The organism is Tritonibacter scottomollicae (assembly GCF_003003215.1).
In the GTDB taxonomy this organism is placed as follows: Bacteria; Pseudomonadota; Alphaproteobacteria; order Rhodobacterales; family Rhodobacteraceae; genus Epibacterium; species Epibacterium scottomollicae.
In genome coordinates this window covers 228,153-250,577 of sequence record NZ_PVUF01000005.1, presented here as the reverse complement: position 1 = coordinate 250,577, position 22,425 = coordinate 228,153, and the positions used below count along the sequence as shown (strand labels likewise).

The 22,425-nt window shown below is 58.1% G+C and carries 32 protein-coding genes; 10 read left to right on the top strand and 22 right to left on the bottom strand.

Going from position 1 to position 22,425, the window contains the following annotated elements; translation table 11 throughout:
- Positions 1-35 precede the first annotated feature (35 nt).
- From iscR to CLV89_RS10940, 10 genes are all read left to right on the top strand, one after another.
- Positions 36-494 carry a Fe-S cluster assembly transcriptional regulator IscR gene (gene iscR / locus CLV89_RS10985; protein WP_106163742.1) on the top strand — a complete coding sequence of 153 codons (459 nt, stop codon included), beginning with the start codon at positions 36-38 and terminating at the stop codon, positions 492-494.
- Positions 495-565: 71 nt separating this feature from the next.
- On the top strand, positions 566-1,609 hold the full coding sequence (locus CLV89_RS10980) for a cysteine desulfurase family protein (protein WP_106163701.1): 1,044 nt from the start codon (positions 566-568) through the stop codon (positions 1,607-1,609).
- A 15-nt stretch (positions 1,610-1,624) separates the two neighbouring features.
- Positions 1,625-3,145 carry a Fe-S cluster assembly protein SufB gene (gene sufB / locus CLV89_RS10975; protein ID WP_106163700.1) on the top strand — a complete coding sequence of 507 codons (1,521 nt, stop codon included), beginning with the start codon at positions 1,625-1,627 and terminating at the stop codon, positions 3,143-3,145.
- 38 nt (positions 3,146-3,183) lie between these two features.
- Positions 3,184-3,498: a heavy metal-binding domain-containing protein gene (locus tag CLV89_RS10970; protein ID WP_106163699.1), complete on the top strand. Its 315-nt coding sequence runs from the start codon at positions 3,184-3,186 to the stop codon at positions 3,496-3,498.
- Between the two features lie 95 nt (positions 3,499-3,593).
- Complete coding sequence (locus tag CLV89_RS10965) at positions 3,594-4,283, top strand: FkbM family methyltransferase (protein WP_243394985.1); 690 nt, start codon at positions 3,594-3,596, stop codon at positions 4,281-4,283.
- A gap of 61 nt (positions 4,284-4,344) precedes the next feature.
- Positions 4,345-5,100 (top strand): Fe-S cluster assembly ATPase SufC, encoded by a 756-nt coding sequence (sufC, locus tag CLV89_RS10960; protein ID WP_106163697.1) that lies wholly within the window; start codon positions 4,345-4,347, stop codon positions 5,098-5,100.
- Positions 5,100-6,380 (top strand): SufB/SufD family protein, encoded by a 1,281-nt coding sequence (locus tag CLV89_RS10955; RefSeq protein ID WP_106163696.1) that lies wholly within the window; start codon positions 5,100-5,102, stop codon positions 6,378-6,380. Before sufC ends, CLV89_RS10955 begins: the two co-directional genes overlap by 1 nt.
- Positions 6,381-6,388: 8 nt before the next feature.
- On the top strand, positions 6,389-6,874 hold the full coding sequence (locus tag CLV89_RS10950; protein WP_106163695.1) for a YIP1 family protein: 486 nt from the start codon (positions 6,389-6,391) through the stop codon (positions 6,872-6,874).
- Positions 6,874-7,452, top strand: a complete 579-nt coding sequence (locus tag CLV89_RS10945; protein WP_106163694.1) for a YIP1 family protein — start codon at positions 6,874-6,876, stop codon at positions 7,450-7,452. The genes CLV89_RS10950 and CLV89_RS10945 overlap by 1 nt, the downstream gene beginning before the upstream one ends.
- Positions 7,445-8,665 (top strand): cysteine desulfurase, encoded by a 1,221-nt coding sequence (locus CLV89_RS10940; RefSeq protein WP_106163693.1) that lies wholly within the window; start codon positions 7,445-7,447, stop codon positions 8,663-8,665. The genes CLV89_RS10945 and CLV89_RS10940 overlap by 8 nt, the downstream gene beginning before the upstream one ends.
- Positions 8,666-8,935: 270 nt before the next feature.
- On the opposite strand, the gene CLV89_RS10935 is transcribed toward CLV89_RS10940, so the two are convergent.
- The 22 genes from CLV89_RS10935 to CLV89_RS10855 all read right to left on the bottom strand — a co-directional run bounded on the left by CLV89_RS10935 (position 8,936) and on the right by CLV89_RS10855 (position 22,314).
- A complete protein-coding gene (locus CLV89_RS10935) occupies positions 8,936-9,118 on the bottom strand; it encodes a Pam3-gp28 family putative phage holin (protein WP_106163692.1) in 183 nt (60 codons plus the stop codon).
- Positions 9,115-9,282 carry a hypothetical protein gene (locus CLV89_RS22625; protein ID WP_165798119.1) on the bottom strand — a complete coding sequence of 56 codons (168 nt, stop codon included), beginning with the start codon at positions 9,280-9,282 and terminating at the stop codon, positions 9,115-9,117. Before CLV89_RS22625 ends, CLV89_RS10935 begins: the two co-directional genes overlap by 4 nt.
- Positions 9,279-9,458, bottom strand: a complete 180-nt coding sequence (locus CLV89_RS10930) for a hypothetical protein (protein WP_106163691.1) — start codon at positions 9,456-9,458, stop codon at positions 9,279-9,281. The genes CLV89_RS22625 and CLV89_RS10930 overlap by 4 nt, the downstream gene beginning before the upstream one ends.
- Complete coding sequence (locus tag CLV89_RS10925) at positions 9,458-10,330, bottom strand: lysozyme family protein (RefSeq protein ID WP_133166718.1); 873 nt, start codon at positions 10,328-10,330, stop codon at positions 9,458-9,460. The genes CLV89_RS10930 and CLV89_RS10925 overlap by 1 nt, the downstream gene beginning before the upstream one ends.
- 12 nt (positions 10,331-10,342) lie before the next feature.
- On the bottom strand, positions 10,343-12,193 hold the full coding sequence (locus CLV89_RS10920) for a hypothetical protein (RefSeq protein ID WP_106163689.1): 1,851 nt from the start codon (positions 12,191-12,193) through the stop codon (positions 10,343-10,345).
- A gap of 2 nt (positions 12,194-12,195) precedes the next feature.
- Complete coding sequence (locus CLV89_RS10915) at positions 12,196-12,783, bottom strand: hypothetical protein (protein WP_106163688.1); 588 nt, start codon at positions 12,781-12,783, stop codon at positions 12,196-12,198.
- Positions 12,780-13,178, bottom strand: coding sequence for a hypothetical protein (locus tag CLV89_RS10910; protein ID WP_106163687.1), 399 nt, complete (start codon positions 13,176-13,178; stop codon positions 12,780-12,782). The genes CLV89_RS10915 and CLV89_RS10910 overlap by 4 nt, the downstream gene beginning before the upstream one ends.
- Positions 13,153-13,506, bottom strand: coding sequence for a hypothetical protein (locus tag CLV89_RS10905; RefSeq protein ID WP_106163686.1), 354 nt, complete (start codon positions 13,504-13,506; stop codon positions 13,153-13,155). Before CLV89_RS10905 ends, CLV89_RS10910 begins: the two co-directional genes overlap by 26 nt.
- Before the next feature lie 271 nt (positions 13,507-13,777).
- Positions 13,778-14,164, bottom strand: coding sequence for a hypothetical protein (locus CLV89_RS10900; protein WP_106163685.1), 387 nt, complete (start codon positions 14,162-14,164; stop codon positions 13,778-13,780).
- Between the two features lie 49 nt (positions 14,165-14,213).
- Positions 14,214-15,020, bottom strand: a complete 807-nt coding sequence (locus tag CLV89_RS10895) for a major capsid protein P2 (protein WP_106163684.1) — start codon at positions 15,018-15,020, stop codon at positions 14,214-14,216.
- A gap of 12 nt (positions 15,021-15,032) precedes the next feature.
- Entirely contained in the window at positions 15,033-15,161 is a 129-nt protein-coding gene (locus tag CLV89_RS23135; RefSeq protein WP_279327896.1) for a hypothetical protein, read from the bottom strand.
- Positions 15,154-15,321, bottom strand: coding sequence for a hypothetical protein (locus CLV89_RS22620; protein WP_165798118.1), 168 nt, complete (start codon positions 15,319-15,321; stop codon positions 15,154-15,156). Before CLV89_RS22620 ends, CLV89_RS23135 begins: the two co-directional genes overlap by 8 nt.
- Positions 15,322-15,457: 136 nt before the next feature.
- Positions 15,458-15,781: a hypothetical protein gene (locus CLV89_RS22390; protein WP_133166717.1), complete on the bottom strand. Its 324-nt coding sequence runs from the start codon at positions 15,779-15,781 to the stop codon at positions 15,458-15,460.
- Between the two features lie 30 nt (positions 15,782-15,811).
- Positions 15,812-16,492, bottom strand: coding sequence for an ATP-binding protein (locus CLV89_RS10890; protein ID WP_106163683.1), 681 nt, complete (start codon positions 16,490-16,492; stop codon positions 15,812-15,814).
- The gene (locus CLV89_RS10885; protein WP_106163682.1) at positions 16,489-17,100 is read right to left on the bottom strand and encodes a hypothetical protein; all 612 of its coding nucleotides are present in this window, start codon (positions 17,098-17,100) and stop codon (positions 16,489-16,491) included. Before CLV89_RS10885 ends, CLV89_RS10890 begins: the two co-directional genes overlap by 4 nt.
- The gene (locus CLV89_RS10880) at positions 17,097-17,462 is read right to left on the bottom strand and encodes a recombinase zinc ribbon domain-containing protein (protein ID WP_106163681.1); all 366 of its coding nucleotides are present in this window, start codon (positions 17,460-17,462) and stop codon (positions 17,097-17,099) included. The genes CLV89_RS10885 and CLV89_RS10880 overlap by 4 nt, the downstream gene beginning before the upstream one ends.
- Positions 17,462-17,599 (bottom strand): hypothetical protein, encoded by a 138-nt coding sequence (locus CLV89_RS22615; RefSeq protein ID WP_165798117.1) that lies wholly within the window; start codon positions 17,597-17,599, stop codon positions 17,462-17,464. The genes CLV89_RS10880 and CLV89_RS22615 overlap by 1 nt, the downstream gene beginning before the upstream one ends.
- A complete protein-coding gene (locus CLV89_RS10875; RefSeq protein ID WP_106163680.1) occupies positions 17,596-17,781 on the bottom strand; it encodes a hypothetical protein in 186 nt (61 codons plus the stop codon). Before CLV89_RS10875 ends, CLV89_RS22615 begins: the two co-directional genes overlap by 4 nt.
- Before the next feature lie 525 nt (positions 17,782-18,306).
- Complete coding sequence (locus CLV89_RS10870; RefSeq protein ID WP_106163679.1) at positions 18,307-18,786, bottom strand: hypothetical protein; 480 nt, start codon at positions 18,784-18,786, stop codon at positions 18,307-18,309.
- Complete coding sequence (locus CLV89_RS10865; protein ID WP_106163678.1) at positions 18,783-19,007, bottom strand: hypothetical protein; 225 nt, start codon at positions 19,005-19,007, stop codon at positions 18,783-18,785. Before CLV89_RS10865 ends, CLV89_RS10870 begins: the two co-directional genes overlap by 4 nt.
- A gap of 275 nt (positions 19,008-19,282) precedes the next feature.
- Positions 19,283-19,714 (bottom strand): universal stress protein, encoded by a 432-nt coding sequence (locus CLV89_RS10860; RefSeq protein ID WP_106163677.1) that lies wholly within the window; start codon positions 19,712-19,714, stop codon positions 19,283-19,285.
- On the bottom strand, positions 19,714-22,314 hold the full coding sequence (locus CLV89_RS10855; RefSeq protein WP_106163741.1) for a TRAP transporter permease: 2,601 nt from the start codon (positions 22,312-22,314) through the stop codon (positions 19,714-19,716). Before CLV89_RS10855 ends, CLV89_RS10860 begins: the two co-directional genes overlap by 1 nt.
- Positions 22,315-22,425: the final 111 nt, after the last annotated feature.

Below are 22,425 nucleotides of genomic sequence, written 5' to 3'. Positions count from 1 at the left end.
ATCATTTGCTGCTTTTTCGGCAAAAGGGTAAGCAGATGAAGCTTTCTACAAAGGGTCGGTATGCGATGGTCGCGTTGGCTGATATCGCATTGCAGCCGGCAGAGGGCCTGGTGGTTCTCGCCGATATTTCCAAGCGGCAGGATGTCTCGCTGCCTTATTTGGAACAGCTGTTTGTGAAGCTGCGTCGGGCCGGTCTGGTGGCGTCCGTGCGCGGGCCGGGCGGCGGGTATCGTCTCGCCAAGCCGGCATCCGAGATTCGTGTGGTCGAAATTTTGGCCGCCGTCGACGAAACCGTTGATGCCATGCATAAGGGCGCCGGCGTTTCAGGCGGATCCTGCGGCAGTCGCGCGCAATCTCTGACCAATCGCTTGTGGGAGGGGCTCAGCGCCCATGTCTATGTGTTCTTGCACCAAACCCGTCTCTCGGATGTGATCGAAAATGATCTCGCGCCCTGTCCGGCGGTTCCAAACCTGTTTGCCGTCGTAGACGAATAACGCCGATTTCGCCGCATCCTGCTTGGATGTTTCGCGGCCAAGTGCAGCGCAGTAATAGAAAATATGACTCCATGACTCGCATTTATCTTGATCACAACGCCACCTCGCTGCTGCGCCCAGAAGCGCGGGATGCGATGATTGCGGCGATGGATGTTTGCGGCAACCCATCCTCCGTCCACGCCGAGGGACGTGCGGCCAAGGCGGTGGTTGAGCGGGCGCGGGCTCAGATCACGGCTGCATTTGGTGCCGATGGTGCGGATGTGGTGTTCACCTCGGGCTCGACCGAAGGAGCGGCGCTGGCGTTGTCCGGCCGCGATCTGCATGGATCCGCACTTGAGCACGATGCTGTAAGAGCTTGGGTGAAAGAGGATTTGTCTGTTGCTCCTGATGGTACGGTTGAGGTGGAGGAGGCAGCGAAGTCCTGTTTGCAACTTGCCAATTCTGAAACCGGAATAATTCAGATCCTGCCCGAGGGGCTTGCAGTCACCGATGCAACGCAGGCCTTTGGTAAGCTGCCTGTTGCTTTTAACTGGATGGGCGCGACCATGGCGCTGATTTCAGCACACAAGCTTGGCGGCCCAAAAGGGATTGGAGCGGTTGTCCTAAAGCGCGGGACCGAACTTGCCGCACAGATCCGCGGCGGAGGCCAGGAGATGGGGCGTCGTTCCGGAACGGAAAATGTCATTGGAATCGCAGGGTTCGGAGCCGCAGCTGAAGCGGCGGCACGGGATCTGGACGATGGCGTTTGGGATCGGGTTGCAGAATTTAGAAATATTCTAGAAAACGCTGTTGAGGCTTCGTGCCCAGACACTATTTTGATGGGCAAGGACGCGCGTCGCTTGCCCAATACCTCTTGCTTCGCCACCCCCGGATGGAAGGGCGAGACACAGGTCATGCAGATGGATCTAGCGGGGTTCGCGATCAGCGCGGGCAGTGCCTGTTCCAGTGGCAAGGTGCGCGCCAGCGCGGTTCTGACCGCAATGGGATTTGATGAGGCGACGGCCCAGAGCGCGATCCGCGTATCGCTCGGGCCGGAGACGACTGAAACGGATGTGCTGCGCTTTGCAGAAGCGTGGTGCGCCAAGCAGAAGAAACATCGCGCCCGCTCGGCGTGAGTGCAGGAGAAGAAGATGGCCGCTCTGGACCAATTCGAAGCTAAGGAAGGCGTTGATCAGGATACCGTGGACGCGGTTCGTGAGGTCAGCACCTACAAATACGGTTGGGACACCGATATCGAGATGGACTATGCCCCCAAGGGCTTGAACACCGATATCGTGCGCCTGATTTCTGAAAAGAACGAAGAGCCGGAGTGGATGACCGAATGGCGCCTTCAGGCCTTTGAGCGCTGGACCGGCTTGAAAGAGCCGAACTGGGCGATGGTGGACTACCCGGAGATCGACTTTCAGGATCAGTACTACTACGCGCGCCCAAAGAGCATGGAAGTCAAACCAGCGTCTCTGGACGAGGTCGACCCCAAGCTTCTGGCTACGTACGAAAAGCTCGGCATCCCACTGAAAGAACAAATGATTCTTGCCGGGGTTGAGGGCGCTGAAGACGCTCCCAGCGAAGGCCGCAAGGTTGCCGTGGACGCAGTGTTCGACTCTGTTTCCGTGGGCACGACCTTTCAGGCGGAACTGAAAAAAGCAGGCGTGATTTTCTGCTCGATCTCGGAAGCCATCCGCGAACATCCCGAGCTGGTGAAGAAATACCTCGGGTCCGTGGTGCCGGTGTCGGACAACTTCTACGCCACGCTGAACTCTGCCGTGTTCTCCGATGGCTCGTTCGTCTACGTGCCGCCGGGCGTGCGCTGCCCGATGGAACTCAGCACCTATTTCCGCATCAACGCGGAAAACACGGGCCAGTTCGAACGCACTTTGATCATCGCCGATAAAGGCAGCTATGTCAGCTACTTGGAAGGCTGCACTGCACCTCAGCGCGACGTCGCACAGCTGCATGCTGCGGTGGTCGAGATCATCATCGAAGAAGACGCCGAGGTGAAATATTCCACCGTTCAAAACTGGTATCCGGGTGATGAGAACGGCAAAGGCGGCATCTACAACTTCGTGACCAAACGCGCCGACTGCCGGGGTGATCGGTCCAAGGTGATGTGGACGCAGGTTGAAACCGGCTCTGCCGTGACCTGGAAATACCCCTCCTGCATCCTGCGCGGTGACGAGAGCCAGGGCGAGTTCTACTCCATCGCCATCACCAATAACATGCAGCAGGCCGATACGGGCACTAAGATGGTTCACCTTGGCAAAAACACCAAGAGCCGGATCGTCTCCAAGGGGATTTCTGCCGGCAAGGCGCAGAACACCTATCGTGGCCTGGTCTCGATGCATCCGAAGGCGAAGGATTCACGCAACTATACCCAATGCGACAGCTTGCTGATCGGTGACAAATGTGGTGCGCATACAGTGCCTTACATTGAAGTGAAGAATAATTCTTCGCGCGTCGAGCACGAAGCGACCACGTCCAAGGTCGACGATGATCAGCTGTTCTACTGCCGCCAGCGCGGCATGGATGAAGAAGAGGCAGTCGCTCTCGTGGTGAACGGCTTCTGCAAGGATGTGCTTCAGGCGCTGCCGATGGAATTCGCGATGGAAGCACAACAACTGGTTGCGATTTCCCTTGAGGGTTCGGTTGGCTGATGAGCGGGCCTTGGCAAGGACAGAACGGAGACAAATCCATGATCGTGACAACCACCGGCTCTGTTGAGGGCTATCAGATCGCTGAATACAAAGGCATCGTCGTGGGCGAGGCGATCATGGGTGCGAATGTGGTCCGGGACGTCTTTGCTTCGATCACCGACATCGTCGGGGGCCGCTCCGGCGCTTATGAAAGCAAGCTGCAGGACGCGCGGGATACTGCGCTGAGCGAGCTGGAGGAGCGTGCCCGCGCAGTTGGTGCAAACGCGGTTGTGGGCGTCGATCTCGATTATGAGGTTGTTGGTCAGTCGATGCTGATGGTCTCGGCCAGCGGCACCGCGGTAGTAATCGGCTGAGTGAAAGCGGAGAAAGATCTGTGCTGTTTGCCTCTCACCATCTTGCTGAGTTCATTGCGCGGCTGTCGTCAGGACAGTCAGTAGGATTCTCGGATGTGGATCTCTACACCAGTGAGATCTTCGGTCGGCGGATGGTGTTTTCCGTGGACATGAAGCGTGATCCGGTCCAGCGGTCCCATCGCGAGGGGCACTTTTATGAAGAGGAAGAGCTCTCTGTTATAAAAGCGCTTTTTCCTTTCGGTGGGACGTTCGTGGATATTGGTGCCAATATTGGCAATCACGGGCTTTTTGCCGCGGCATTTCTGTCTGCGGCGCGGGTCATCCCGTTTGAGCCAAACCCGAAGGCGCTGAAACTTCTTCTCGCGAATATCTCTGCCAACGGGCTCGCTGCCAAATACGACCTGAGCCACCTCGGAAAAGGCCTAGGCGCCGCGCCAAGCGCGGGCTTCGGCATGGAGGCGCGAGATCGAAATCTAGGCGCGGCAAAGATGTTGCCTGACGAAGGGGATATCGAGATCACCACAGGCGATTTGGCGTTGGAAGGTGATCAGCCAGACTTCATCAAGATCGACGTGGAAGGCATGGAAATACAAGTTCTTTCCGGCCTGCGCAAAACGATCAGACGCTGCCGGCCCGCCTTGCTTGTCGAGGTGGACCGCGAGAATGACGACGATTTTCACGCCTTGATCGCGCAGATGGGCTACGGGGTTGTCGACACGCTGCAGCGTTATAACAGGAACAAGAATTACGTCATCAAACCGCTCCCAACGGATGCGGAAGGCTGACGGTACTCGAACACGCGGCCCGGAGCAGTGCCTCCGGCGGTAAGAAGAAAAGGCGAAAAATATGCTCGAAATCAAAAACCTACACGTAAAGCTTGAAGAAGAAGACAAGCAGATTCTCAAGGGTGTCAACCTGACCGTTGAAGCGGGCAAGGTCCATGCGATCATGGGGCCGAACGGCTCTGGTAAATCGACGCTGTCCTATGTTCTGTCGGGCAAGGATGGCTATGAGGTGACCGAAGGGTCCGCGTCTCTTCTCGGCGAAGAACTGCTGGAGCTGGAACCGGAAGAGCGTGCCGCGCTTGGTGTGTTCCTCGCGTTCCAGTATCCTGTCGAAATCCCAGGTGTTGGCAACATGACCTTCCTGCGCACCGCGGTGAACGCGCAGCGCAAGGCCCGCGGCGAGGAGGAACTCTCAGCGTCCGATTTCCTCAAGCATGTGCGCGAGAAAGCCAAGGAGCTGAAGATCGACGCGGAAATGCTGAAGCGTCCGGTCAATGTCGGTTTCTCCGGTGGTGAGAAAAAGAGGAACGAAATCCTGCAGATGGCGATGCTGGAGCCGAAGATGTGTATCCTCGACGAGACCGACTCCGGCCTCGACGTGGATGCGATGAAACTGGTTGCAGATGGCGTCAATGCGCTGCGCGACGAGGGGCGTGGTTTCCTGGTGATCACGCACTATCAGCGTCTTCTGGATCACATCAAACCGGATGTTGTGCACATCATGGCCGATGGTCGTATCATCAAGACCGGTGGCCCCGAGCTGGCGCTTGAAGTGGAAAACAACGGTTACGCAGACATTCTTGCCGAGGTGGCGTAATGGCACTTCCCGAACTGAAACAAACCACGACCGAAGCGCGGCTTGCGTCTCTGTCCATGAACGAAAGCGGCTGTCTGGCTGCCGCCCGTCGCGCCGCGCTGTCCCGCGTTCAGACCATGGGATTGCCGGATCGCCGCGACGAGTACTGGAAGTACACCCGCCCGGATACGCTGACGTCTGCTGAGGCCCCGAAGGCCGCGGTGCTCGACAGTGATGAAGCACCGATGTTCGATCAGTTTGATCGTCTGAAAATCGTTTTTGTCGATGGTGTGTTCGATGCCGCGGCTTCTGATGATCTGACCCTCGAAGGCGTGAGCATCGAGCGTCTCGCCGATATCGAAGGTAAGGACATTCATTGGGCCAAGGAGATTTTTGGCGTTCTGGAAGCCCGAGGTCAGTCCCCGGTTGAACGACCGCTGGCAGCGCTGAATACCGCGTTTGCCGCGGATGGCGTGGTCATCCATGTCACGGGCAAGCCGTCCAAACCGATCAACCTTGTGTATCGCCACGAGAGCGACAGCTCTGACGCGATGCTGCATCATGTGATCAAGGTGGAAAGCGGTGCGGAAGCAACGGTTCTGGAAAACGGTCCGGCTGCGTCACGCTTCAATACTGCGATGGAGATCGACGTTGCCGATACAGGCACGTTGCATCTGGTCCGGGCTCAGGGCAGGGATCACGAACGCCGCGCTGCGACGCATATGTTTGCGCGGCTGGGGCGTGAATCCGTGTTCAAGAGCTTCACGCTGACCGTAAATGGTGTGCTGACCCGCAACGAGGCGATTGTCGAGTTTCTCGGCGATGACGCGGTTGCGCATATCGCAGGCGCCTGCGTTGGTGATGGCGATTTCCACCACGATGACACGGTCTTTATCACCCATGACGCAGTGAATTGTGAAAGCCGTCAGGTGTTCAAGAAGGTTCTGCGCAACGGTGCGATCGGGGTCTTCCAAGGGAAAATCCTGGTGAAGGCCGGCGCGCAAAAGACTGATGGATATCAGATTTCTCAGTCCCTGCTTCTGGATGACGACAGCCAGTTCCTTGCCAAGCCTGAGCTTGAGATCTACGCCGACGACGTGGCCTGCTCGCACGGGTCAACTTCTGGCGCCATCGACGAGGAAGGTCTGTTCTATCTGCGCTCGCGCGGTGTTCCCGAAGCGGAGGCGACCGATCTGATGACGCTCGCATTCCTGGCCGAAGCGGTTGAGGAAATCGACAGTCCAGACATCGCCGTCAGCATCAACGACCGCCTTTACGGCTGGCTCGCGCGTCGGAGCTGAGGTCTGGGATGGCTGTGACGACAGATATCACGGCAACCTATCGGGGGCCGCGCAAGGTGATTGCGCGGCTCCTCGCAATGGGGCCTCGTGAAGATCGACTTTTGGCTTTTCTCATGGGCGCTTGCGTATTGATGTTCATCGCGCAAATGCCAAGGCTTGCACGTGAGGCGCATCTGAGCGGTCAAGAGCTGAACATGCTGCTTGGCGGTGCGCTGTTGGGCATCGTCTTTATCGCGCCGCTGGGGCTTTATGCGCTTGCCATGATCTCGCATCTGATTGTGCGCGCGATGGGCGGGCAGGGCGATGGGTACCAGTCGCGCCTGGTCCTGTTCTGGGCTTTCCTCGCCGCGACGCCGGTGCTGCTGCTCAATGGGCTGGTTGCAGGTTTCATTGGCACAGGCCCGGCATTGAATGCGGTTGGCGGTCTCTGGGTCATGGTGTTCTTCTGGTTCTGGGTTTCGGGTCTCATTGAGGCCTATTGGGGCAATACGTGATGGATTTCAAAAGCCTGGCCATCGAAACTATCACGGATCCCGCCGCGGCGGCTGACAAAATCCTGTCTCGTCAGTATGAAACCGATGTGATTTGGACCGGGTTTGCCTTGAACGTCGTGCTGAGCGTTTTTCTCTATGCACTGCAGGGGTTTCTGTTGGGCATGCCGTCAAACGCATTGTTCCCAAACCTCAGCCCCGTGATGTTCGGAATGTTTTTGGTCGCCTTGCAGCTTGCGTATTCTGTCGGCTCGCTGGTTGTGGGCAATCGCCTTGGCGGGCAGGCGCGCTTCATGCCAATCTTCAGCCTTTTGGTTTGGCTGCGCTTTGTTAATATAGCCGTCCAATTCATTGCAATCATTATGGTATTTGTGATGGCACCCCTGGCCGCCATCCTGAACCTGGTTGCGGCCGTCTACGGTATCTATGTGCTTGCACATTTTACCAACGTGGGCTTTGGTCTGAACTCCTTGGGGAAATCCCTCGGAGTGATTTTCATGGCCGGTCTCGGGGCCATGGTCGCCGTTCTGTTCCTGATGGGGCTCTTTGTTCCCACTATCCTGGAGACGTCCAATGTATGATGTCGAAAAAATCCGCTCGGATTTCCCGATCCTCTCGCGCGAGGTGAACGGTAAACCGTTGACCTACTTGGACAATGGAGCCTCTGCACAGAAGCCGCAGGTGGTGATTGATGCAATCACAAAAGCATACTCTGAGGAATATGCGAATGTTCACCGTGGCTTACACTATCTTTCCAACCTCGCGACCGAAAAGTATGAAGGTGTGCGCGGTACCATCGCACGGTTTTTGAACGCGGGTCATGAAGACCATATCGTTCTGAATTCCGGCACCACAGAAGGCATCAATCTTGTGGCTTATGGATGGGCCATGCCGCAGCTAGAGGCGGGAGATGAGATTGTCCTGTCGGTGATGGAGCATCACGGAAATATCGTGCCCTGGCATTTCCTGCGCGAGCGCCAGGGAGTTGTTCTGAAATGGGTGGATACTGAGGCCGACGGAAGCTTAGACCCGCAAAAAGTGATTGATGCCATTGGCCCTAAGACCAAGCTGGTTGCTGTCACGCATTGTTCCAATGTCTTGGGGACCGTTGTTGATGTGAAAGCCATCAGTGCAGCCGCACATGAAAAAGGTGTGCCGGTCCTGGTGGATGGCTCTCAGGCGGCAGTTCACATGCCGGTAGATGTGCAGGACCTTGGTTGCGATTTCTACGCGATCACCGGGCACAAGCTGTACGGGCCATCTGGGTCCGGCGCCATCTATATCCGTCCTGAACGGATGGCGGAGATGCGTCCGTTCGTTGGTGGCGGCGATATGATCAAGGAAGTTTCCAAAGATCGCGTGCTCTACAACGATCCACCGATGAAGTTTGAGGCTGGCACACCTGGTATTGTCCAGACAATCGGCCTTGGCGTGGCCCTGGACTATATGATGGGCGTCGGCATGGCCGAAATCGCTGCGCATGAAGCAGACCTTCGTGGCTACGCGTCAGATAGGTTCGCTGGTCTGAACTGGTTGAACGTTCAGGGGCATGCGCCTGGTAAAGCTGCGATTTTCAGTTTCACACTCGAAGGCGCCGCGCATGCGCATGACATTTCAACCATTCTCGACAAGAAAGGCGTCGCGGTGCGTGCCGGGCATCACTGCGCTGGTCCGCTGATGGACCATCTTGGTGTAACGGCCACATGCCGAGCGTCCTTCGGCATGTACAACACACGTGCGGAGGTTGACCGTCTCGTAGAAGCGCTTGAACTCGCACATGAATTGTTTGCCTGAGATCACGCTATGGGCGCAACGGAGTGTCGCGCCCAGAGTGCTTCATGTTTTACATAATACTGATTATGCGATATTCCCTCAGCCGACCAAAGCGCCCTTTCTCTATCTCGTCCCTGATGAGTTCTTTCATGGAGGATTTTTTATATACTTTCAACCCCCCTCGGCCGCTCCTTCAGCTGATCGACCAGGTTGATTCAAACGGTCCATAAGTAAAAGACGCCGAAACCAGCGGTCACGGCGTCTTTGTTGGGCGGTCGTTCGTGTGGTCGATCACGCCCGGATGAGCTTCTCCAAATAAGACAGCCCGACGCCGCCCGCAGCGGTCAGACCGCCCACAATTGCCTGTGTCGTGGCTTCGTCCGCGATGCCTTCGGCCATAAGCCAGCCGCCCAGGACGGTTGCACCGTGGCGGATCATCGGGCCTGCGAATTTCGAGAGAATGAGAGATTTCATGCGCTTACGCTCCATTGCTGTTGTTGACGTTCTTCGATCCTGGACACGCGGCGTTCGAGGCCGTCTGTCTTTGCTGTCAGGCTTCCCAGGCGAAACCAGATGCCCCCAATGCCGCCCACGGCCACAAGGCCTAGGGCGAGCTGGATCATTTCGGCGACCATCATTTCAGAACGCCCCCGGATTGCAGCGCGCGATAGCTCACATAGAGCGCCCCGCCAGCGGTGGCCCATTTGACCAATTTCGCTGTACCATCAACGGTTTCGCCGACTTCGTTCATGGCCTTTCCGCCTAGATACAAGCCGCCCAGGGCAACCCCGGCCCAGATCAGAGGCGCGACCATCAGAATAGCCCTTTCAATTTGCTGAGAATGGTATCAGGCGTGACGTGCGACTTGTTCAGACCATCGCCAGCGTAATAGCTCTGGCCTCTGGCTGCGCGCCCGTTGCGATCAGTTTTCAGCGCGGGCAAAGAGGCCCATTCCATGGAAAGGCGCTGACCAAATTCGGTTTCGTCGATCAGACCAGCTTGATAGGAACCAAGCCCCCGGTAGTTCATGCGAGAGACCGCGATTTTATCCTGAACGGCGGGCGTAAACCGATCATTCATCGACACAGTGCCGTTGCGCACCTCGTCCCGGAGCGTCCCGCGGATAACCTGATACTTGCCCGCGGCACTGGATGCGCTGCCAGCTGCAACGCTGCGATCCTGCCAATCCAGAACCTCGGCGACCGTCATAGACGTGATCGGTTGCGGCGGGTTAATCTTGGATCCGCCATAAACTTGGTCATAGCCCTTCGGAGCTTCGACGCTGCCGATGAGGTCCAGCAATCCGCCCAGCCCTTTGCCACCACTCGACGCAGGCGGGCTATTCGTGTTCGCGGTGCCCGGTGGCCGGTCTATACCCGACCCGGTGCCCACGCCGGGGCTATTGTTGCCGCCGCCCAGCCATCCACCGCCCATCCAGCCGCCGCGTTCGATCGCGCCAAACAGGGTGTCAACGCCCCAGCCGACCAGGGCAGATTTCAGATCGCCACCCTGCCCGCCGCCGCCCTGCATTGCTGCTAGTTTGGCTTTGGAGCCGCCCGTTTGATAGACTGCCGGCTGAATGATTGCCTGCTGTTCGGAGTTCTTCTGTTTGGTATCTCGCCACGCCGCATAAGTGGCTACCACCACACCCGCGCCCAGGACTGCCAAAGCTCCACGACTTCCCATATTCTGCCCCCCTCAATAAGCAACAAATTCGGGTGCCTTGACCACATCGGCCATGGCTTCTGCCCCGTCATCCCAAAGCACACGATCAGCGGCGTCCGCGTAGGTGTCGCGGAGGCTGATCGTCATGCATTCAAGATAGCTTTCGTCATAATCCGCACCGACTGCCGGACGTTCGTTTGTGAAGGTCAGAAGCAGCGTGTTTGCGTCGATCCAGCACAGATCAGGCGTCCCAACTTGGTTCGATGTGGCGTTTACATTGCTGTTTGCGAAATACAGCCGCTTGATAGGAATGATCTGTGCGCGATCCCAAAGGTTTTCGAAATCACCAGACCCACGCTCGACGCGCCCCCAATAGAGCCATACATCGCCGGGGCTTCCATCAAGAGAACGGCGTCCAGTGAACACAAAATGCAATTCGTCACTAGTGTTTCCATCGACGGTTTCCCAAGTCTGCAACCACCCCGAAACGGTTCCCTTGCGGCGCGGGCGGATTTTGCAATTGATCGGGCTATAAGTCGCGAAATCTGCACCAAATGGGCAGTCCTGAGTTGCTGCATTTTCGACGTGTGTTTCGCCGAGACCGCCCGACGACCAGAACCGCACCGGATAGCTTGACGATTGAGACCGGACAAAGCCACAAAGCCGCGACGATCCACCGTTTTTATACCAGCAAACGGAAGGCTCCACGCCGCTACTAAGGTTCCCGATGCGTGCGACCCAAGCAAGAGTTCCAGCACCATCTTTCGGAGTGCCGTTGATGATAGCGGCATACGGCCCACCAGCAGCGCCCGAAAGCCCATGGAAGCCAAAAAACAAGTCACCGTTTTGCGCGTCGTTTGAACCATATACGGTTGGCGATGTGGCTACCGTCGGAAGTCCTGATGTAGTGATGCTGTATTTTGCATCCATATCGGCCCGGATCGCTGCGCCCAAAGTTACCCCGTCAATTGTCGCGTGCTGCCAAGCCCCCTCAGCCTGTGCTAATCCGCCAGCAGATGTGTCTTGAAAATACTCGGCCATATTGCGGTAAGCAAATTCTAGCAAATTTCCATCTGACGCGAGCGCGACCCGCTTCGGACCTTCGTTTGCATCCACCGGTGGCAAAGTGGCCGCTCCAAACACCTCAATTTCTCCGGTCATTGCAAGTTCTTGACCAGAGATGAACCGCGCAGCGTTGCGGCCCTTTTCGGTCAAAACAACCTCGCTCCAATCCATGGAGCCCGGTTCGTGACCAGATGCGGCCATATAGCCCACGTAGGCAACGCCGTTGTATGCGTCTGCCGTTCCCTGCGGCCACCCCAACGCGGTGCGACCGCCTTCAATGATGACGCTACGCCGGTCAATCGTACCCGGCGCGGGTAGATCAACGGTTGCCGCTTCATCGAAGTCCGCAAGCCGCCAAAAACCATTGCGGGCGCCGGGCAGGTTTGGCACCGAGTTCACAGGCCAGCTCTTGCCCTCAAGATCCACCAGACCCGCCCCGACCGCTGTTGCCATGCTGGCGAATGCGGTGTCATTCGCGGCGGGCGTGCCGTTCTCTGACGCACCGTATGCAGAAGGCCGCGAGACCAGTCCAGGCGCACCGTCATCACCCGGCGCACCGTCATCACCGGGCGCACCATCGTTACCCGCATCGCCTTTGTCGCCCTTGGCTCCGGTCTGCCCCTGCCATTCTCCGATAATTGTATAGGTATCAACGGCATCAACTTTGTAGACGTTGCCGTTGTCGTGATAGTAAATATCTCCCACATTTTCGGCATTGGCGGCATAGGTAGAAATTGCATTACCCGTTCCGAAATCGTGACCGTCCTCGCCCGGAACACCTTGAGGGCCGCGCGGGCCAACCAAAATAAGCTGCGACATTCTCAGACCTCCTTACGGATCGACAGGGCCGACAGATCGACGCCGGAGCCGTTGGGGTTGTAGGCATAGACCGCCGCTGAGGTGCTTAGGACTGCGCCCTCGGACGCCTTAAGCAAGTGACCACCTGCCGTGGTGTTCGCATCCCCGCGCAACCAAACGTCATCGGTATCAGACAGGTTGCGCAAAAGAAGCTCTTGCCGCCGTAGGTCGGCACCGTCCACCAAAGCGGAAGCGCCTGCCCCGACCGTGAAAACGTCGATTGTGTCAATTACGCCCGGCGCTTCTGTCTCGACCTCAACAGAACCGGAAACGACAAGGCGCGCGTCCGTCACATCGCCCCGGCCAAAGCCCAGGCGAATGCTGATATCCTGGGCGTTCGGGTTGCGGATGCGGATCTGCCGAAACTCGTTCAGCACCCGGAACGAAAGGCCCTGTTCAAAGTTGGTTTCGACCCCTTGGTCAAAGGTGATTTTGAAAGGGGCAGTGGCTTCCAGGCAAATCAGAAACTCGGCGGAGCGCGCGACTTCCAGAATGCCGTTTGCGGGAACGGTCCAGGTGTTCGCCTGATACTGTGGGGCTTTGTTGTTCATTTCAGCACCTTCGAAGCTATAAAGGCCAGCGCAGCCGCCGGAATGCCGATCTTGACGATCAGTTCGGAAATCTGCCCTTCCTCGGTTTTTGCCATTTGTTGGGTGGTCTTAAGCGCGGTTGAGAGCGTGTTTGTGACCCGCGCGGTGTGTTCGTCCTGGGCGCTCAATGCCCCCTGGACCAGATCGGCGGCGCTTTCCAAAGCATCGCTGCCGGTCCAAAGCGCCTCCTCACCAAATGCAAGCGCTTGCTCTCCCAGCTCAAAGGCCTCATCGGCAACGACGTTCACTGCCACATCACCGGATGCAGAAACGCCGATGCTGCCCGCATCAGTCGCAACCCGGCGATCCTCGGTGACGTTCTGTGTCTGGTTACTGCTGCTGCTGCTGCTGCCCATGGGGCGTTTCCCTCTCCATCATCCACACCGGCCCGCGCCGTGTTTCGCGGTTTATGTACCCCTGCCCCTGCATCATGCGGCGCAGTCCGGGGCGGCGGGTCCAGAAGCGCAAGCACCGCGCGCCGGTCAGCTTGGCCATCCCCTCAAAGACCCGCGCCACCTCAGACGCCACAGCCGCGCCGCGTGAGCCGTCACAGGCCATCGCAAGCACCGTCAGCGCCCCATCGGCCTCAACATCCCAGACAAGCGCCCCTTGCGGCTCTCCGTCGATCTGGACCGACCACAGAGCCAAGCGGCCACTGGTGACGCCATCGCGCCAATCCGCCATAAACTCGGCAGAACCCGGAATGCGGGAAAGAACCCGCTTGACGCGCCGCGACCACCGCGCCGCGCCAAATGTCACTTTCGGAGTGCAAGCCAAAGAACCAGCCCCCCGATTGCCCAGGGCAATGACTGCCGCGCCACCTCTTGCCATGTGTCGGCGGCAGCGCTCTTGAAGTGAAAGGCCCCGGTTGTTGACTGCCCGCCCGATCCCCCGGCCTCGGACACTGCCGGACCAGAGGAAAGGGAGAGCGGTGGAAGTGGTCCGCCTGCAGCCATTACTTGGCCTGCGAAGCGTAGATCACTGCACCAACTGCGACCGCGCCCAGGGCAATCACGCCCCAGCTCATGCCGCCGCCGTCATTGCCGCCGGAGCCATAAGCGACCGGCGTAACCTGGGCACCGCCGCCATCGCCCTTGGACCCCATATTCTGCAGCACAACGCTGGTCAGGCCCTTGAGCCAGTCCACGGAAGGCGAACTGCCATCAATGGAACCGGTCACTTTGCCGGGCGGCGCTTCCATCACGGGCACGCCCAAATCAAGCGATCCGATGCTTGGCCGGTAGAGATCAACGCTGCCGTACTTGCCGCCCCATGAATAGCTGTTTCCACCGGCTGGCGCGCTCGATCCGAACTGTTTGGAAAAGTAGTCAGAAATTGACACTTTATATCCTCCTGAAACGCGGGGAGATTATCCCCCCGCTGTTGCCCGATCAGACCGCGCCCTGGACGCTCTCCGCATAGATCGAGTGGTTGCCGGTTGCGGTGAAATCGAGCTTCAGGCGGAAATCCTGCAGAGCCATGGGCATCGCCTCGGCCAGCCGGTTTTCAGTGCAAAAGTCGATGTGCGTGAAGCCGGTTTGCGGGGTGCGTTCAATCACCCCGTAATGGGCCGCGCGGAGCGGCTTGTCCGACTCGTGCACCTTGCGGTTATCCGCATGCACCTCGACCGTGGTGATTGCGCTGGTCGCGACGTGCAGACCAAGCATCGCGTAGCCACCGCGAACGATGTCAGCGATTTCCGCCTCGCCGGTCACACCCTGATTGTGGATATAACGCTGAATGCGCAGGTGAGGACCGAACGCGCGGCCCGGAGACTGGACGGCTGAGACCGTCAGGCTGTTGATCGTGATGCCGGTTTTGAGGTCCATTTCCAGCGTAAACGCTGCCATGCCCCCGGCGGTGCCGTAGCCGGTTTGATCTTCGCCGCCGATTGTGCGCATCCACGGACGCGACAGGAACAACGGAAGCACACCCGCCGCGAGCGTCTGGCCGTAATACTGATTGAGTTTGACCAGGTCAGCGGCGGTGATCTGGATTTTGCTCTCGCCGTCCACCATAAGGCGGATTTCGTCGATGTAGCTGCCCCAGTCGGCGGCGGGCACATCGCGCGGCGTGCCATCCACGTTCATGCGGATATAAAGCCGCTCATAGGTCAGACCCAGCGGCAGGCTTACGGACGCGGTTTGACCCGGCCCGATGCCCAGCGGCGTCGGCATTTTCTTGAGGGTGCGTGTCATGTGCGCCCCCGATCAAACGTCGTAGCCAGCACGCGCCTGGGCGATCAGGCCCACATCGCGAAACTGATACATTGCGATTCCGGCCAGCATGACGCCAACCATCACCAGACCGACGCCCTTCACGTCTTGTTTCTTAAGCATAGACTTCCCCTTCTGCTTCTGCTTCTTCTTCGGCGCTCGGAATGAGGCCACCGATTGAAACGGAAACGGGGTCGCCCTCCATGTGGCGGCGGATCAGGTAGACCGCGAGGCCCCCTGCAACCGTCACTGCAAAAGCGCTCAGAAGGTCACTGCCCTTCATGCCGAATACCCCGTGCCTGTTTGACTTCAACAGACCCAGAGTTAGAGGCGGGGATTGGGGTAGTAAAATCTACGTATATCAAACTTATACGTAGCGAATTTCATGTGATTTCGGCCCTACGTATAGGTTAGGAGCTTCACTCCTGACACTGGCCAAAGTTTCTTTCTTCAACGGGTGTTTCCTGCCGCTCAAAAGAGAAAAACTTTCCTTTGGCGGGAAAGGAAACACCGAAACCGGCATTCGCCCAACCCCATAGGCCCTGACCAAACTGAGGGCTGTACGCATCGCAGTCTTTTCCTAGGTACAGCGTTACACCCGAAGACCGTAAAACTGCGCCGTTATTGTTTCTCACGACGCTGAATTCGGATCGCCCGTCTGAAAGTGTGTATGGCAGCACTTGCGCGACCGAAACGCTACCTAGGAAAATTGCAATTGCGGAAATAGTTAGACGGCTTTTCATCGAGAATCGCTCCTATTGATTTCCCCCTAACTATTGCCGAACCTTTCTTTTCGGAAAGGTGATTTTGCCGCGCTTAAGTACGCCATGGCGCTCATGGATGTAATCGAGGTTCGCAAGGCCGGTCACAGCGGCCCGGTCCGCGCCCAACTCCTGCGCAGCGGCGTCGATATCGCGCGGCCCCTTCTGGGCCAACACGACGGTTTCGGTGCAGTTATTGCGAAAGCGTGTGGCGACCTCGGCGATGCGCTGACTGACGCCGATGATTTCAATCCCGAAGTGCCGCCCACGGCTACACACATCGGCAAAGCCGGGGCACTTCTGCGCGCCACCGGCCACGGGAAAACTGAGGTTCATTTCCTCGACAACCAGCGTCATCATTTTGGCCCCGCGCTTGCCGTCCTTAAACGGCTTCTGCGCCGCCATAAGCAGCTTGCACAGCGCCGACAGCGCCGCCGCCTCCCGGCCCGCCGGGGGCACATAGGCAACCCGGAACCCCTGCCAATTGGCAACCATCGCTTGCCGCACTTCGTCCAGGCTGTTGCTGGCTCGGTGTTCGACCGTCGGTATACGTAGCGCCTCGCCGTACTCGGCCAGCGGATCAAAGACCACCAGCCGCGACCGGCCCTTGAGCATGCGCTTTACGTAGGATGATTTGCCGGAGCCAGACCGGCCCCAGACGCCGACGCGGCCCGCATTGCTGGTTGCGCTCATGCCGCTTGCTCCTGTGACATCCAATCAAGCGGCCCTGCACCTGTCGGGGGCTGATCGCTGTTGGCGGGTTGCGGCGTGTCCTGGGCGGGTTGCTCGATCCCGTCGCGGCGCTGCTGTTGTTTCGCGGCGACGGCGGCGCGGCGGCGTTCTTCCAGGATCATGCGGACGATCATCACTTTCGCCAGGATAAACGGCGCGGCGCGCGACAAGCGGGCAAACATTTCCGACTGCGGCGAGAGCGCGGACGGGAAATAGATTTCGAGCAGCTCATAGATCGCGTCGGACGCATCGCGGGCTATATCGGTTTCGTCTGGCTGGATCGCGAGCGGCTTCCACTGCGCGGAGAACATCCCCGGCAATCCAAAGCTGTGCCGGAAGGCGACGAAAAACGCATCTTTCGAGATCTGTTCGACCTCGGCCATGGCGTCCAGCGGTTCGCCGGTCTCGGCGTCCAGGTGCACCACGTCGTCAGCGCCGCCGCCTTCGGCTTCAAGGTCTGGCGCGCGGAAAGCTTGCATATGCTCCGCACCTGTCCCGCCGAAATCGTCAGGAGACCCGGTTTCCGGCCCCTCTATGCCGTCAAGCTCAAAATTTGTGAGGTCAGTCATCCGAAAAGCCCTCCAAGGCTCTGTGCGGGCCGCTCAGGCGGCGCAGTGTTTTCGTTTGCGGGCGGCGCTGTGTCTTCATTCGCGACCGCAGGTGCCTTTCCGTTGCCGATCTTGAGCGGCAGACGGACCTTTAGCGGCTGTTCGCCCGCCTCACGAAAGGCCTTGCGCAAGGCAAAACTCACACGCTGCCCCCAGCGTTGCGAATGGCAGCACTGTACGCCCTGGTCATCCGCGTGACCGCAGTAGTAGTACGCGCCGCCGTTCTTGTTCGCCCGGATTTGCACCGACCCGCCGCAGCACTCGCAAAAGGCCCGACCAAGCGTGGTCTGCGGCGCGACCTGAAATTGTCCATTGTAGCTCATCACGCGGCCCCTTTCTTTTTGCCTTCGGCGATCCGTTTTTTCAGCGCTTCTAGCCGCTTCTTGCGGATCGCTTCGTTTTGAGACCGAACCAGCTGCTTTCTGAGCTGGCGACCCTCCCACTGTGGCGGTGCGATCATGCCTCGGCCCCTTCGTCCAGGTACGGCGTCAGCGCGTCCAGGCGTTCGGCCAGCTCGACCATAAACGCCCCGGTTTCCTCGACCAGCTGAGGCCCCTTGGTCATCTGCGCCACGGCCCCGGCCTTGCGCAGTTCCTGGGCACGGCGATGTAGATCCTCGGCCCGTTTCTTGATCGGTTGCATGCCAACTCCTTCACGTTTTCCGATATGTTACAGTATAACGTTACATAGGCTATGCAATCCCCCTACTCCGCAATCACATCGCAAAAACTGAATTGTGTTGCTCCCCCGTTTCCTGCCTGTTCCTCCCCCGTTCGCAAAAGAGCGGCCCCGGTCGCAATCAAGCGCCCAGGGCCGAAAATTCCACCTTCCTCATATCTCAGCGGGCGCGAAGCGCCCTCGAAGCTCGACCTTGCCGCGCCTCTAAGGCGCAGCCTTATTCAGCCTCCACCCTCGCCCCAGCCGATCCCGTTTGCGACTGGCTGAATTGGGCTTGCACCTCCGGTCCTTTGGGGCACCACCTATCCTCCTGCCGCCGACTAGGCGGCTCCACATACCGTCAGTTTGAAAAACTGGCGTGGTGGTTCCTGTGGAACCAATGGAGGGGGGGTCAATATTTGACCCCCTTTAAGGTCAAATTCTGACCCCCTTTAAGGTCAATAACTGACCCCCTTTAATTCGTGATGGACGAAAGGTACCCGGTCGCGATCACTCTCCGGGTTCCCCAAGGATTTCCAACGCTTTTACCGGGCCGAATTTACCCGACAGGTAGCGCCAAGCGGCGTCTCTTGCGCGCGCTTCCTCCAAGGCTTGGACCTGCTCATCGGCGGGTGTCGTGTTGCTGCCCGGAACGCATAACCGCCAAGTTGTGGGCTTGGCCCTGCCGCCTTCCCAGCCCTTGATCGGTTTAATGCTGCCCTCTGCGCGAAGCTCTGCAAGGGCGTTCTTAGTGATTGTGAGACCGCATCCGCACTTTGCCATAAGCTGCTCTTTGGTGATCGTGACCACCGGCTTATCGAAATCTGCATCGTCCCACATCTTTTCTAGGATCCGGGCAGTAGTGTATCGTGCCTTAGTCGCAGCCATCGCGGCGCGGCGCGTCTTTCTGGTGGCGGAGCATGCGGCGCGGTACTCATCTTCGCTCCGGTAGCCTTGGCGCTGCCATTTTGGCGCTCTCTTGTTGGTCATTGGCCGTTCGCCTTTCCAATGGCGGCGGCGATCTCATCGACCACAAAGCACAAAGGCAGATCGTCCAGCGTGCCCGCTTCGTCCATGGCCTTTATGTGGTTGTAAACAACCATCTTCCCGCGCCGCAGGAAGCGTGCAATCTGCGGAGCTTTGTAGCCCTTGGCGTTCCCGATGCGCATAACATCGCGCTCGAAGTCGCTAATATACTTTGCCTTTGCCATTGCCTCTTTACGCAAGTTGGCGGCACGTCTATAAGGTTTTTGCGGAGTTAGGCCAATATGGCTTGGTCTAATCCCTTCGGGGCTCTCACAGGACACTTAGGTGCCTCCTGTCATCCGCTACCCTACCCCCCTTATTTTACTGGCAAAATCACACATTCATATTACTGATTATGGGATGTACGTAAGGTCGTAATTCGCCCGGTACCCTGCGCCCATATCAACATGAAAAACGCGCCCCGGATTGGAGCGCGTTTTTTTGTCACAAGCTTGAGCAGTCAGTCCCGAACGATCAGAACGGAACATTTGGCATATCTGGCCACGCGCGCCGAGTTCGGTCCCTGCAACCTGTCCATCAGTTCCGGTTTATGTGCGCCCATGACCACGAGGTCGGCCTCGGAACGCTTGATCGCGTCGAGGATCATTTCGTAGACATTCGCTCCAACTTCAACGATGTGCTGGACACCTTTCATGTCCGGCACATTTGTTTTTACAAAGTCATGAAGTTGGCGGTCCGCCTCTTTGACCGCTTCCTTCATGGTACCGTCCTTGAAGAAGGATCCGACGATACTCATACCATAATCCGGCACCACGGTGACCACGCTGAGCGTGGCTCCGTAGAACGTCGCCAGTTCCGCAGCACGATTCAGCAATGCCTTTTCGGCATCCATATGCGTGAGGTCGACGGCACAGAGTACATGTTTGGTCATCAGGCCACTCCTTCTTCTTGCTTGCGCTTCCGGCCGAACTGCAGGAAAGCGACGAACCCGAGGATCAGGAACGCCGGGAGGTAGAAGACTTCCTTGGGCATTCTGTCGGCTTCGACTTCCATTTCAATCAGTTCCCAATCGAAATCGATGCCCAGTTGCTCTGCAGGACCACCAAAGTTCAGACTGTCGACGAAGATCTTATCACCTTCTTCGCGGAACTCGATGCCCGCGCCGTCATAGAGACGCGTTTGCCCATCCCCGCCTTGATCACCCAGCGGCAACAGGAAGCGAGCATCGACCATGTCGCCCTCCAAGCTCTCGCCCATCAGACGGACACGCAGGGTTCCACCATCCTCAACTCGTTCCGCCATTTGGTAAACCGCGGTGCCAGGGCGCGTTTCAAACGCTGGCTGGATCTGGTCAAGGAAGAAGCCCGGACGGAACAAAGTAAACGCCACCAATAGCAGAAGCGCACTTTCCCAAATCCTTGATTTCACGATGAAATAGTTCATCGTCGATGCCGCGAACAGCAGCATTGCCACCATCGCAACCAGGAAGACCAAGACAGCCTGTATGGGCCCGACATCAATCAACAGCAGGTCGGTGTTGAAGATGAACAGGAACGGAAGCAGCGCGGTCCGGATCGAGTAGAAAAACGCCTGGAAACCCGTGCGCAGCGGGTCGCCCTTGGAAATCGCGGCAGCCGCAAAACTCGCCAGTCCGACCGGAGGAGTCACATCCGCCATGATGCCGAAGTAGAACACAAACATATGGACCGCGATCAGCGGTACGATCAGACCATTCTGCGCGCCAAGCTCCACCACGACCCCCGCCATCAGCGAGCTGACAACAATGTAGTTTGCGGTTGTCGGCAGCCCCATGCCCAGCACGATCGAGATCAGCGCAACAAAGATCAGCATCAGCATGACGCTTCCGCCAGAGAGGAATTCGACAAACTCCGCCATCACCTGCCCGATCCCCGTCAGGGTCACGGCACCAACGATAATGCCGGCCACACCCATGGCACAGGCCAGACCGATCATGTTGCGCGCACCGATGATCAGACCTTCGAAAATGTCCGCAACACCTTGTTTGAATTCGGAAACCGCATGATCCTGACCGCGGAACATCGCCTTGATCGGGTTCTGCGTTGCCAGGATCACCAGCATTGCGACAGATGACCAGAACGCGGAAAGCCCAGGCGATTTACGTTCGATCATCAAGAGATACATCAGCAGCAGGATTGGCATGATGTAGTGAATGCCGGTTTTGAAGATCTCGCGCGCGGGCGGAAGATCCTGCATGGATTCAATGCTGAGTTCGAGATCCTCATGAGATGCTGCGACCTTCAGCGCCAGCACATAGAGCGCCGCCATGATGACAACAATCAGCCATATGCTTGCATCACCCGCTATCCCTTGCAGCGCGTTGACCAGCACTCCACAGAGCCAAAGCGTCCCGCCACCAATCACGATGGAGGTCGCGATGGTGAAGATGGCGCCGAGGAAGAACTTCACCGGATGCATGCGGCTGGTGCCCTTCATGCCCATTTTCAGCGCTTCGAGGTGTACGATATAAACCAGTGCGATATAGGAAATCGCCGCCGGGATGATCGCGGTTTTCACCACTTCGACGTAAGGAATACCGACATATTCGGTCATCAGGAACGCAACCGCACCCATCACAGGCGGGGTCAGCACGCCGTTGATCGACGAGGAGACCTCGATCGCACCTGCCTTGGTCGCGGGAAAGCCCACGCGTTTCATCAGCGGGATTGTAAACGTACCCGTGGTGACAACATTGGCGATCGACGATCCGGAGATCAGGCCGGTTGCCGCAGAGCCAATGACAGCGGCCTTCGCGGGGCCGCCACGCAGGTGACCCAGCGCGGCAAAGGCCAGTTTCAGAAAGTAGTTCCCTGCCCCGGCCTGATTAAGAAGCGCGCCGAAGAGCACGAAAAGAAAGACAAAACCCGAAGAGACACCAAGCGCGACACCAAAGACGCCCTCGGTTGTCAGCCACATGTGGCTCATCGCCTTGTTGATCGAGGCTCCTTTCCACTGCACCACTTCAGGCAGCCAGGAAGAAGATCCAAAGAACACATAGGCGAGGAAGAACAGCGCCACGCCCATCAATGGGAAACCAAGGCTGCGCCGTGCCGCTTCGAGCAGCAGCACAAGACCGATCACCGAGACGATCACGTCGGTCTGGTTTGGCGCGCCTGTGCGTTCGGCAACGCCCGCGTAAGCATAGAACAGATAGGACGCGCAAAGCGCACCGATCCCGCCGACAATCCAGGTCGGGATCGGAATGTGGTGTCGCGGACTGGTTTTCAGGCCCGGAAAGGCAACAAAGGCCAGAAGAACCGCAAAGCCCAAGTGGATCGCTCGGGTTTGGGTGTCATTCCACACCCCGACCCCGAGGATAAATGGCAAGGGCGACGCGATCCACAGTTGATACAGGGACCAGACGAGCGGCAGGTACCACAGCGCGTTGCGCCCCAGTGCGTCCTGCGGCAAGCGACCGCCGGTGTCGCTGTCGGCTACAAAATCATCAAGCGTGCGGTCTTCTTGAGCCGCGGCGCTCTGGTTATCTGTCATCTTGTCCCCACCCGGTTTGTTGTTACTCTTGTTCATTCTTAAACGAAAATGGCTTCCGCCCCTGCGCACAGGGACGAAAGCCTTTGGTGTTTTACGTCAGAGGTGATCGGA

What these genes read in the sequence shown, in the direction of transcription:
- iscR (WP_106163742.1), top strand. Translation starts at nt 36, where the DNA reads ATGAAGCTTTCTACAAAGGGTCGGTATGCGATGGTCGCGTTGGCTGAT.
- CLV89_RS10980 (WP_106163701.1), top strand. Translation starts at nt 566, where the DNA reads ATGACTCGCATTTATCTTGATCACAACGCCACCTCGCTGCTGCGCCCA.
- sufB (WP_106163700.1), top strand. Translation starts at nt 1,625, where the DNA reads ATGGCCGCTCTGGACCAATTCGAAGCTAAGGAAGGCGTTGATCAGGAT.
- CLV89_RS10970 (WP_106163699.1), top strand. Translation starts at nt 3,184, where the DNA reads ATGATCGTGACAACCACCGGCTCTGTTGAGGGCTATCAGATCGCTGAA.
- sufC (WP_106163697.1), top strand. Translation starts at nt 4,345, where the DNA reads ATGCTCGAAATCAAAAACCTACACGTAAAGCTTGAAGAAGAAGACAAG.
- CLV89_RS10955 (WP_106163696.1), top strand. Translation starts at nt 5,100, where the DNA reads ATGGCACTTCCCGAACTGAAACAAACCACGACCGAAGCGCGGCTTGCG.
- CLV89_RS10950 (WP_106163695.1), top strand. Translation starts at nt 6,389, where the DNA reads ATGGCTGTGACGACAGATATCACGGCAACCTATCGGGGGCCGCGCAAG.
- CLV89_RS10945 (WP_106163694.1), top strand. Translation starts at nt 6,874, where the DNA reads ATGGATTTCAAAAGCCTGGCCATCGAAACTATCACGGATCCCGCCGCG.
- CLV89_RS10940 (WP_106163693.1), top strand. Translation starts at nt 7,445, where the DNA reads ATGTATGATGTCGAAAAAATCCGCTCGGATTTCCCGATCCTCTCGCGC.
- CLV89_RS10935 (WP_106163692.1), bottom strand. Translation starts at nt 9,118, where the DNA reads ATGAAATCTCTCATTCTCTCGAAATTCGCAGGCCCGATGATCCGCCAC.
- CLV89_RS22625 (WP_165798119.1), bottom strand. Translation starts at nt 9,282, where the DNA reads ATGATGGTCGCCGAAATGATCCAGCTCGCCCTAGGCCTTGTGGCCGTG.
- CLV89_RS10930 (WP_106163691.1), bottom strand. Translation starts at nt 9,458, where the DNA reads ATGGTCGCGCCTCTGATCTGGGCCGGGGTTGCCCTGGGCGGCTTGTAT.
- CLV89_RS10925 (WP_133166718.1), bottom strand. Translation starts at nt 10,330, where the DNA reads ATGGGAAGTCGTGGAGCTTTGGCAGTCCTGGGCGCGGGTGTGGTGGTA.
- CLV89_RS10920 (WP_106163689.1), bottom strand. Translation starts at nt 12,193, where the DNA reads ATGTCGCAGCTTATTTTGGTTGGCCCGCGCGGCCCTCAAGGTGTTCCG.
- CLV89_RS10915 (WP_106163688.1), bottom strand. Translation starts at nt 12,783, where the DNA reads ATGAACAACAAAGCCCCACAGTATCAGGCGAACACCTGGACCGTTCCC.
- CLV89_RS10910 (WP_106163687.1), bottom strand. Translation starts at nt 13,178, where the DNA reads ATGGGCAGCAGCAGCAGCAGCAGTAACCAGACACAGAACGTCACCGAG.
- CLV89_RS10905 (WP_106163686.1), bottom strand. Translation starts at nt 13,506, where the DNA reads ATGGCGGATTGGCGCGATGGCGTCACCAGTGGCCGCTTGGCTCTGTGG.
- CLV89_RS10895 (WP_106163684.1), bottom strand. Translation starts at nt 15,020, where the DNA reads ATGACACGCACCCTCAAGAAAATGCCGACGCCGCTGGGCATCGGGCCG.
- CLV89_RS23135 (WP_279327896.1), bottom strand. Translation starts at nt 15,161, where the DNA reads ATGCTTAAGAAACAAGACGTGAAGGGCGTCGGTCTGGTGATGGTTGGC.
- CLV89_RS22620 (WP_165798118.1), bottom strand. Translation starts at nt 15,321, where the DNA reads ATGAAGGGCAGTGACCTTCTGAGCGCTTTTGCAGTGACGGTTGCAGGG.
- CLV89_RS22390 (WP_133166717.1), bottom strand. Translation starts at nt 15,781, where the DNA reads ATGAAAAGCCGTCTAACTATTTCCGCAATTGCAATTTTCCTAGGTAGC.
- CLV89_RS10890 (WP_106163683.1), bottom strand. Translation starts at nt 16,492, where the DNA reads ATGAGCGCAACCAGCAATGCGGGCCGCGTCGGCGTCTGGGGCCGGTCT.
- CLV89_RS10885 (WP_106163682.1), bottom strand. Translation starts at nt 17,100, where the DNA reads ATGACTGACCTCACAAATTTTGAGCTTGACGGCATAGAGGGGCCGGAA.
- CLV89_RS10880 (WP_106163681.1), bottom strand. Translation starts at nt 17,462, where the DNA reads ATGAGCTACAATGGACAATTTCAGGTCGCGCCGCAGACCACGCTTGGT.
- CLV89_RS22615 (WP_165798117.1), bottom strand. Translation starts at nt 17,599, where the DNA reads ATGATCGCACCGCCACAGTGGGAGGGTCGCCAGCTCAGAAAGCAGCTG.
- CLV89_RS10875 (WP_106163680.1), bottom strand. Translation starts at nt 17,781, where the DNA reads ATGCAACCGATCAAGAAACGGGCCGAGGATCTACATCGCCGTGCCCAG.
- CLV89_RS10870 (WP_106163679.1), bottom strand. Translation starts at nt 18,786, where the DNA reads ATGACCAACAAGAGAGCGCCAAAATGGCAGCGCCAAGGCTACCGGAGC.
- CLV89_RS10865 (WP_106163678.1), bottom strand. Translation starts at nt 19,007, where the DNA reads ATGGCAAAGGCAAAGTATATTAGCGACTTCGAGCGCGATGTTATGCGC.
- CLV89_RS10860 (WP_106163677.1), bottom strand. Translation starts at nt 19,714, where the DNA reads ATGACCAAACATGTACTCTGTGCCGTCGACCTCACGCATATGGATGCC.
- CLV89_RS10855 (WP_106163741.1), bottom strand. Translation starts at nt 22,314, where the DNA reads ATGACAGATAACCAGAGCGCCGCGGCTCAAGAAGACCGCACGCTTGAT.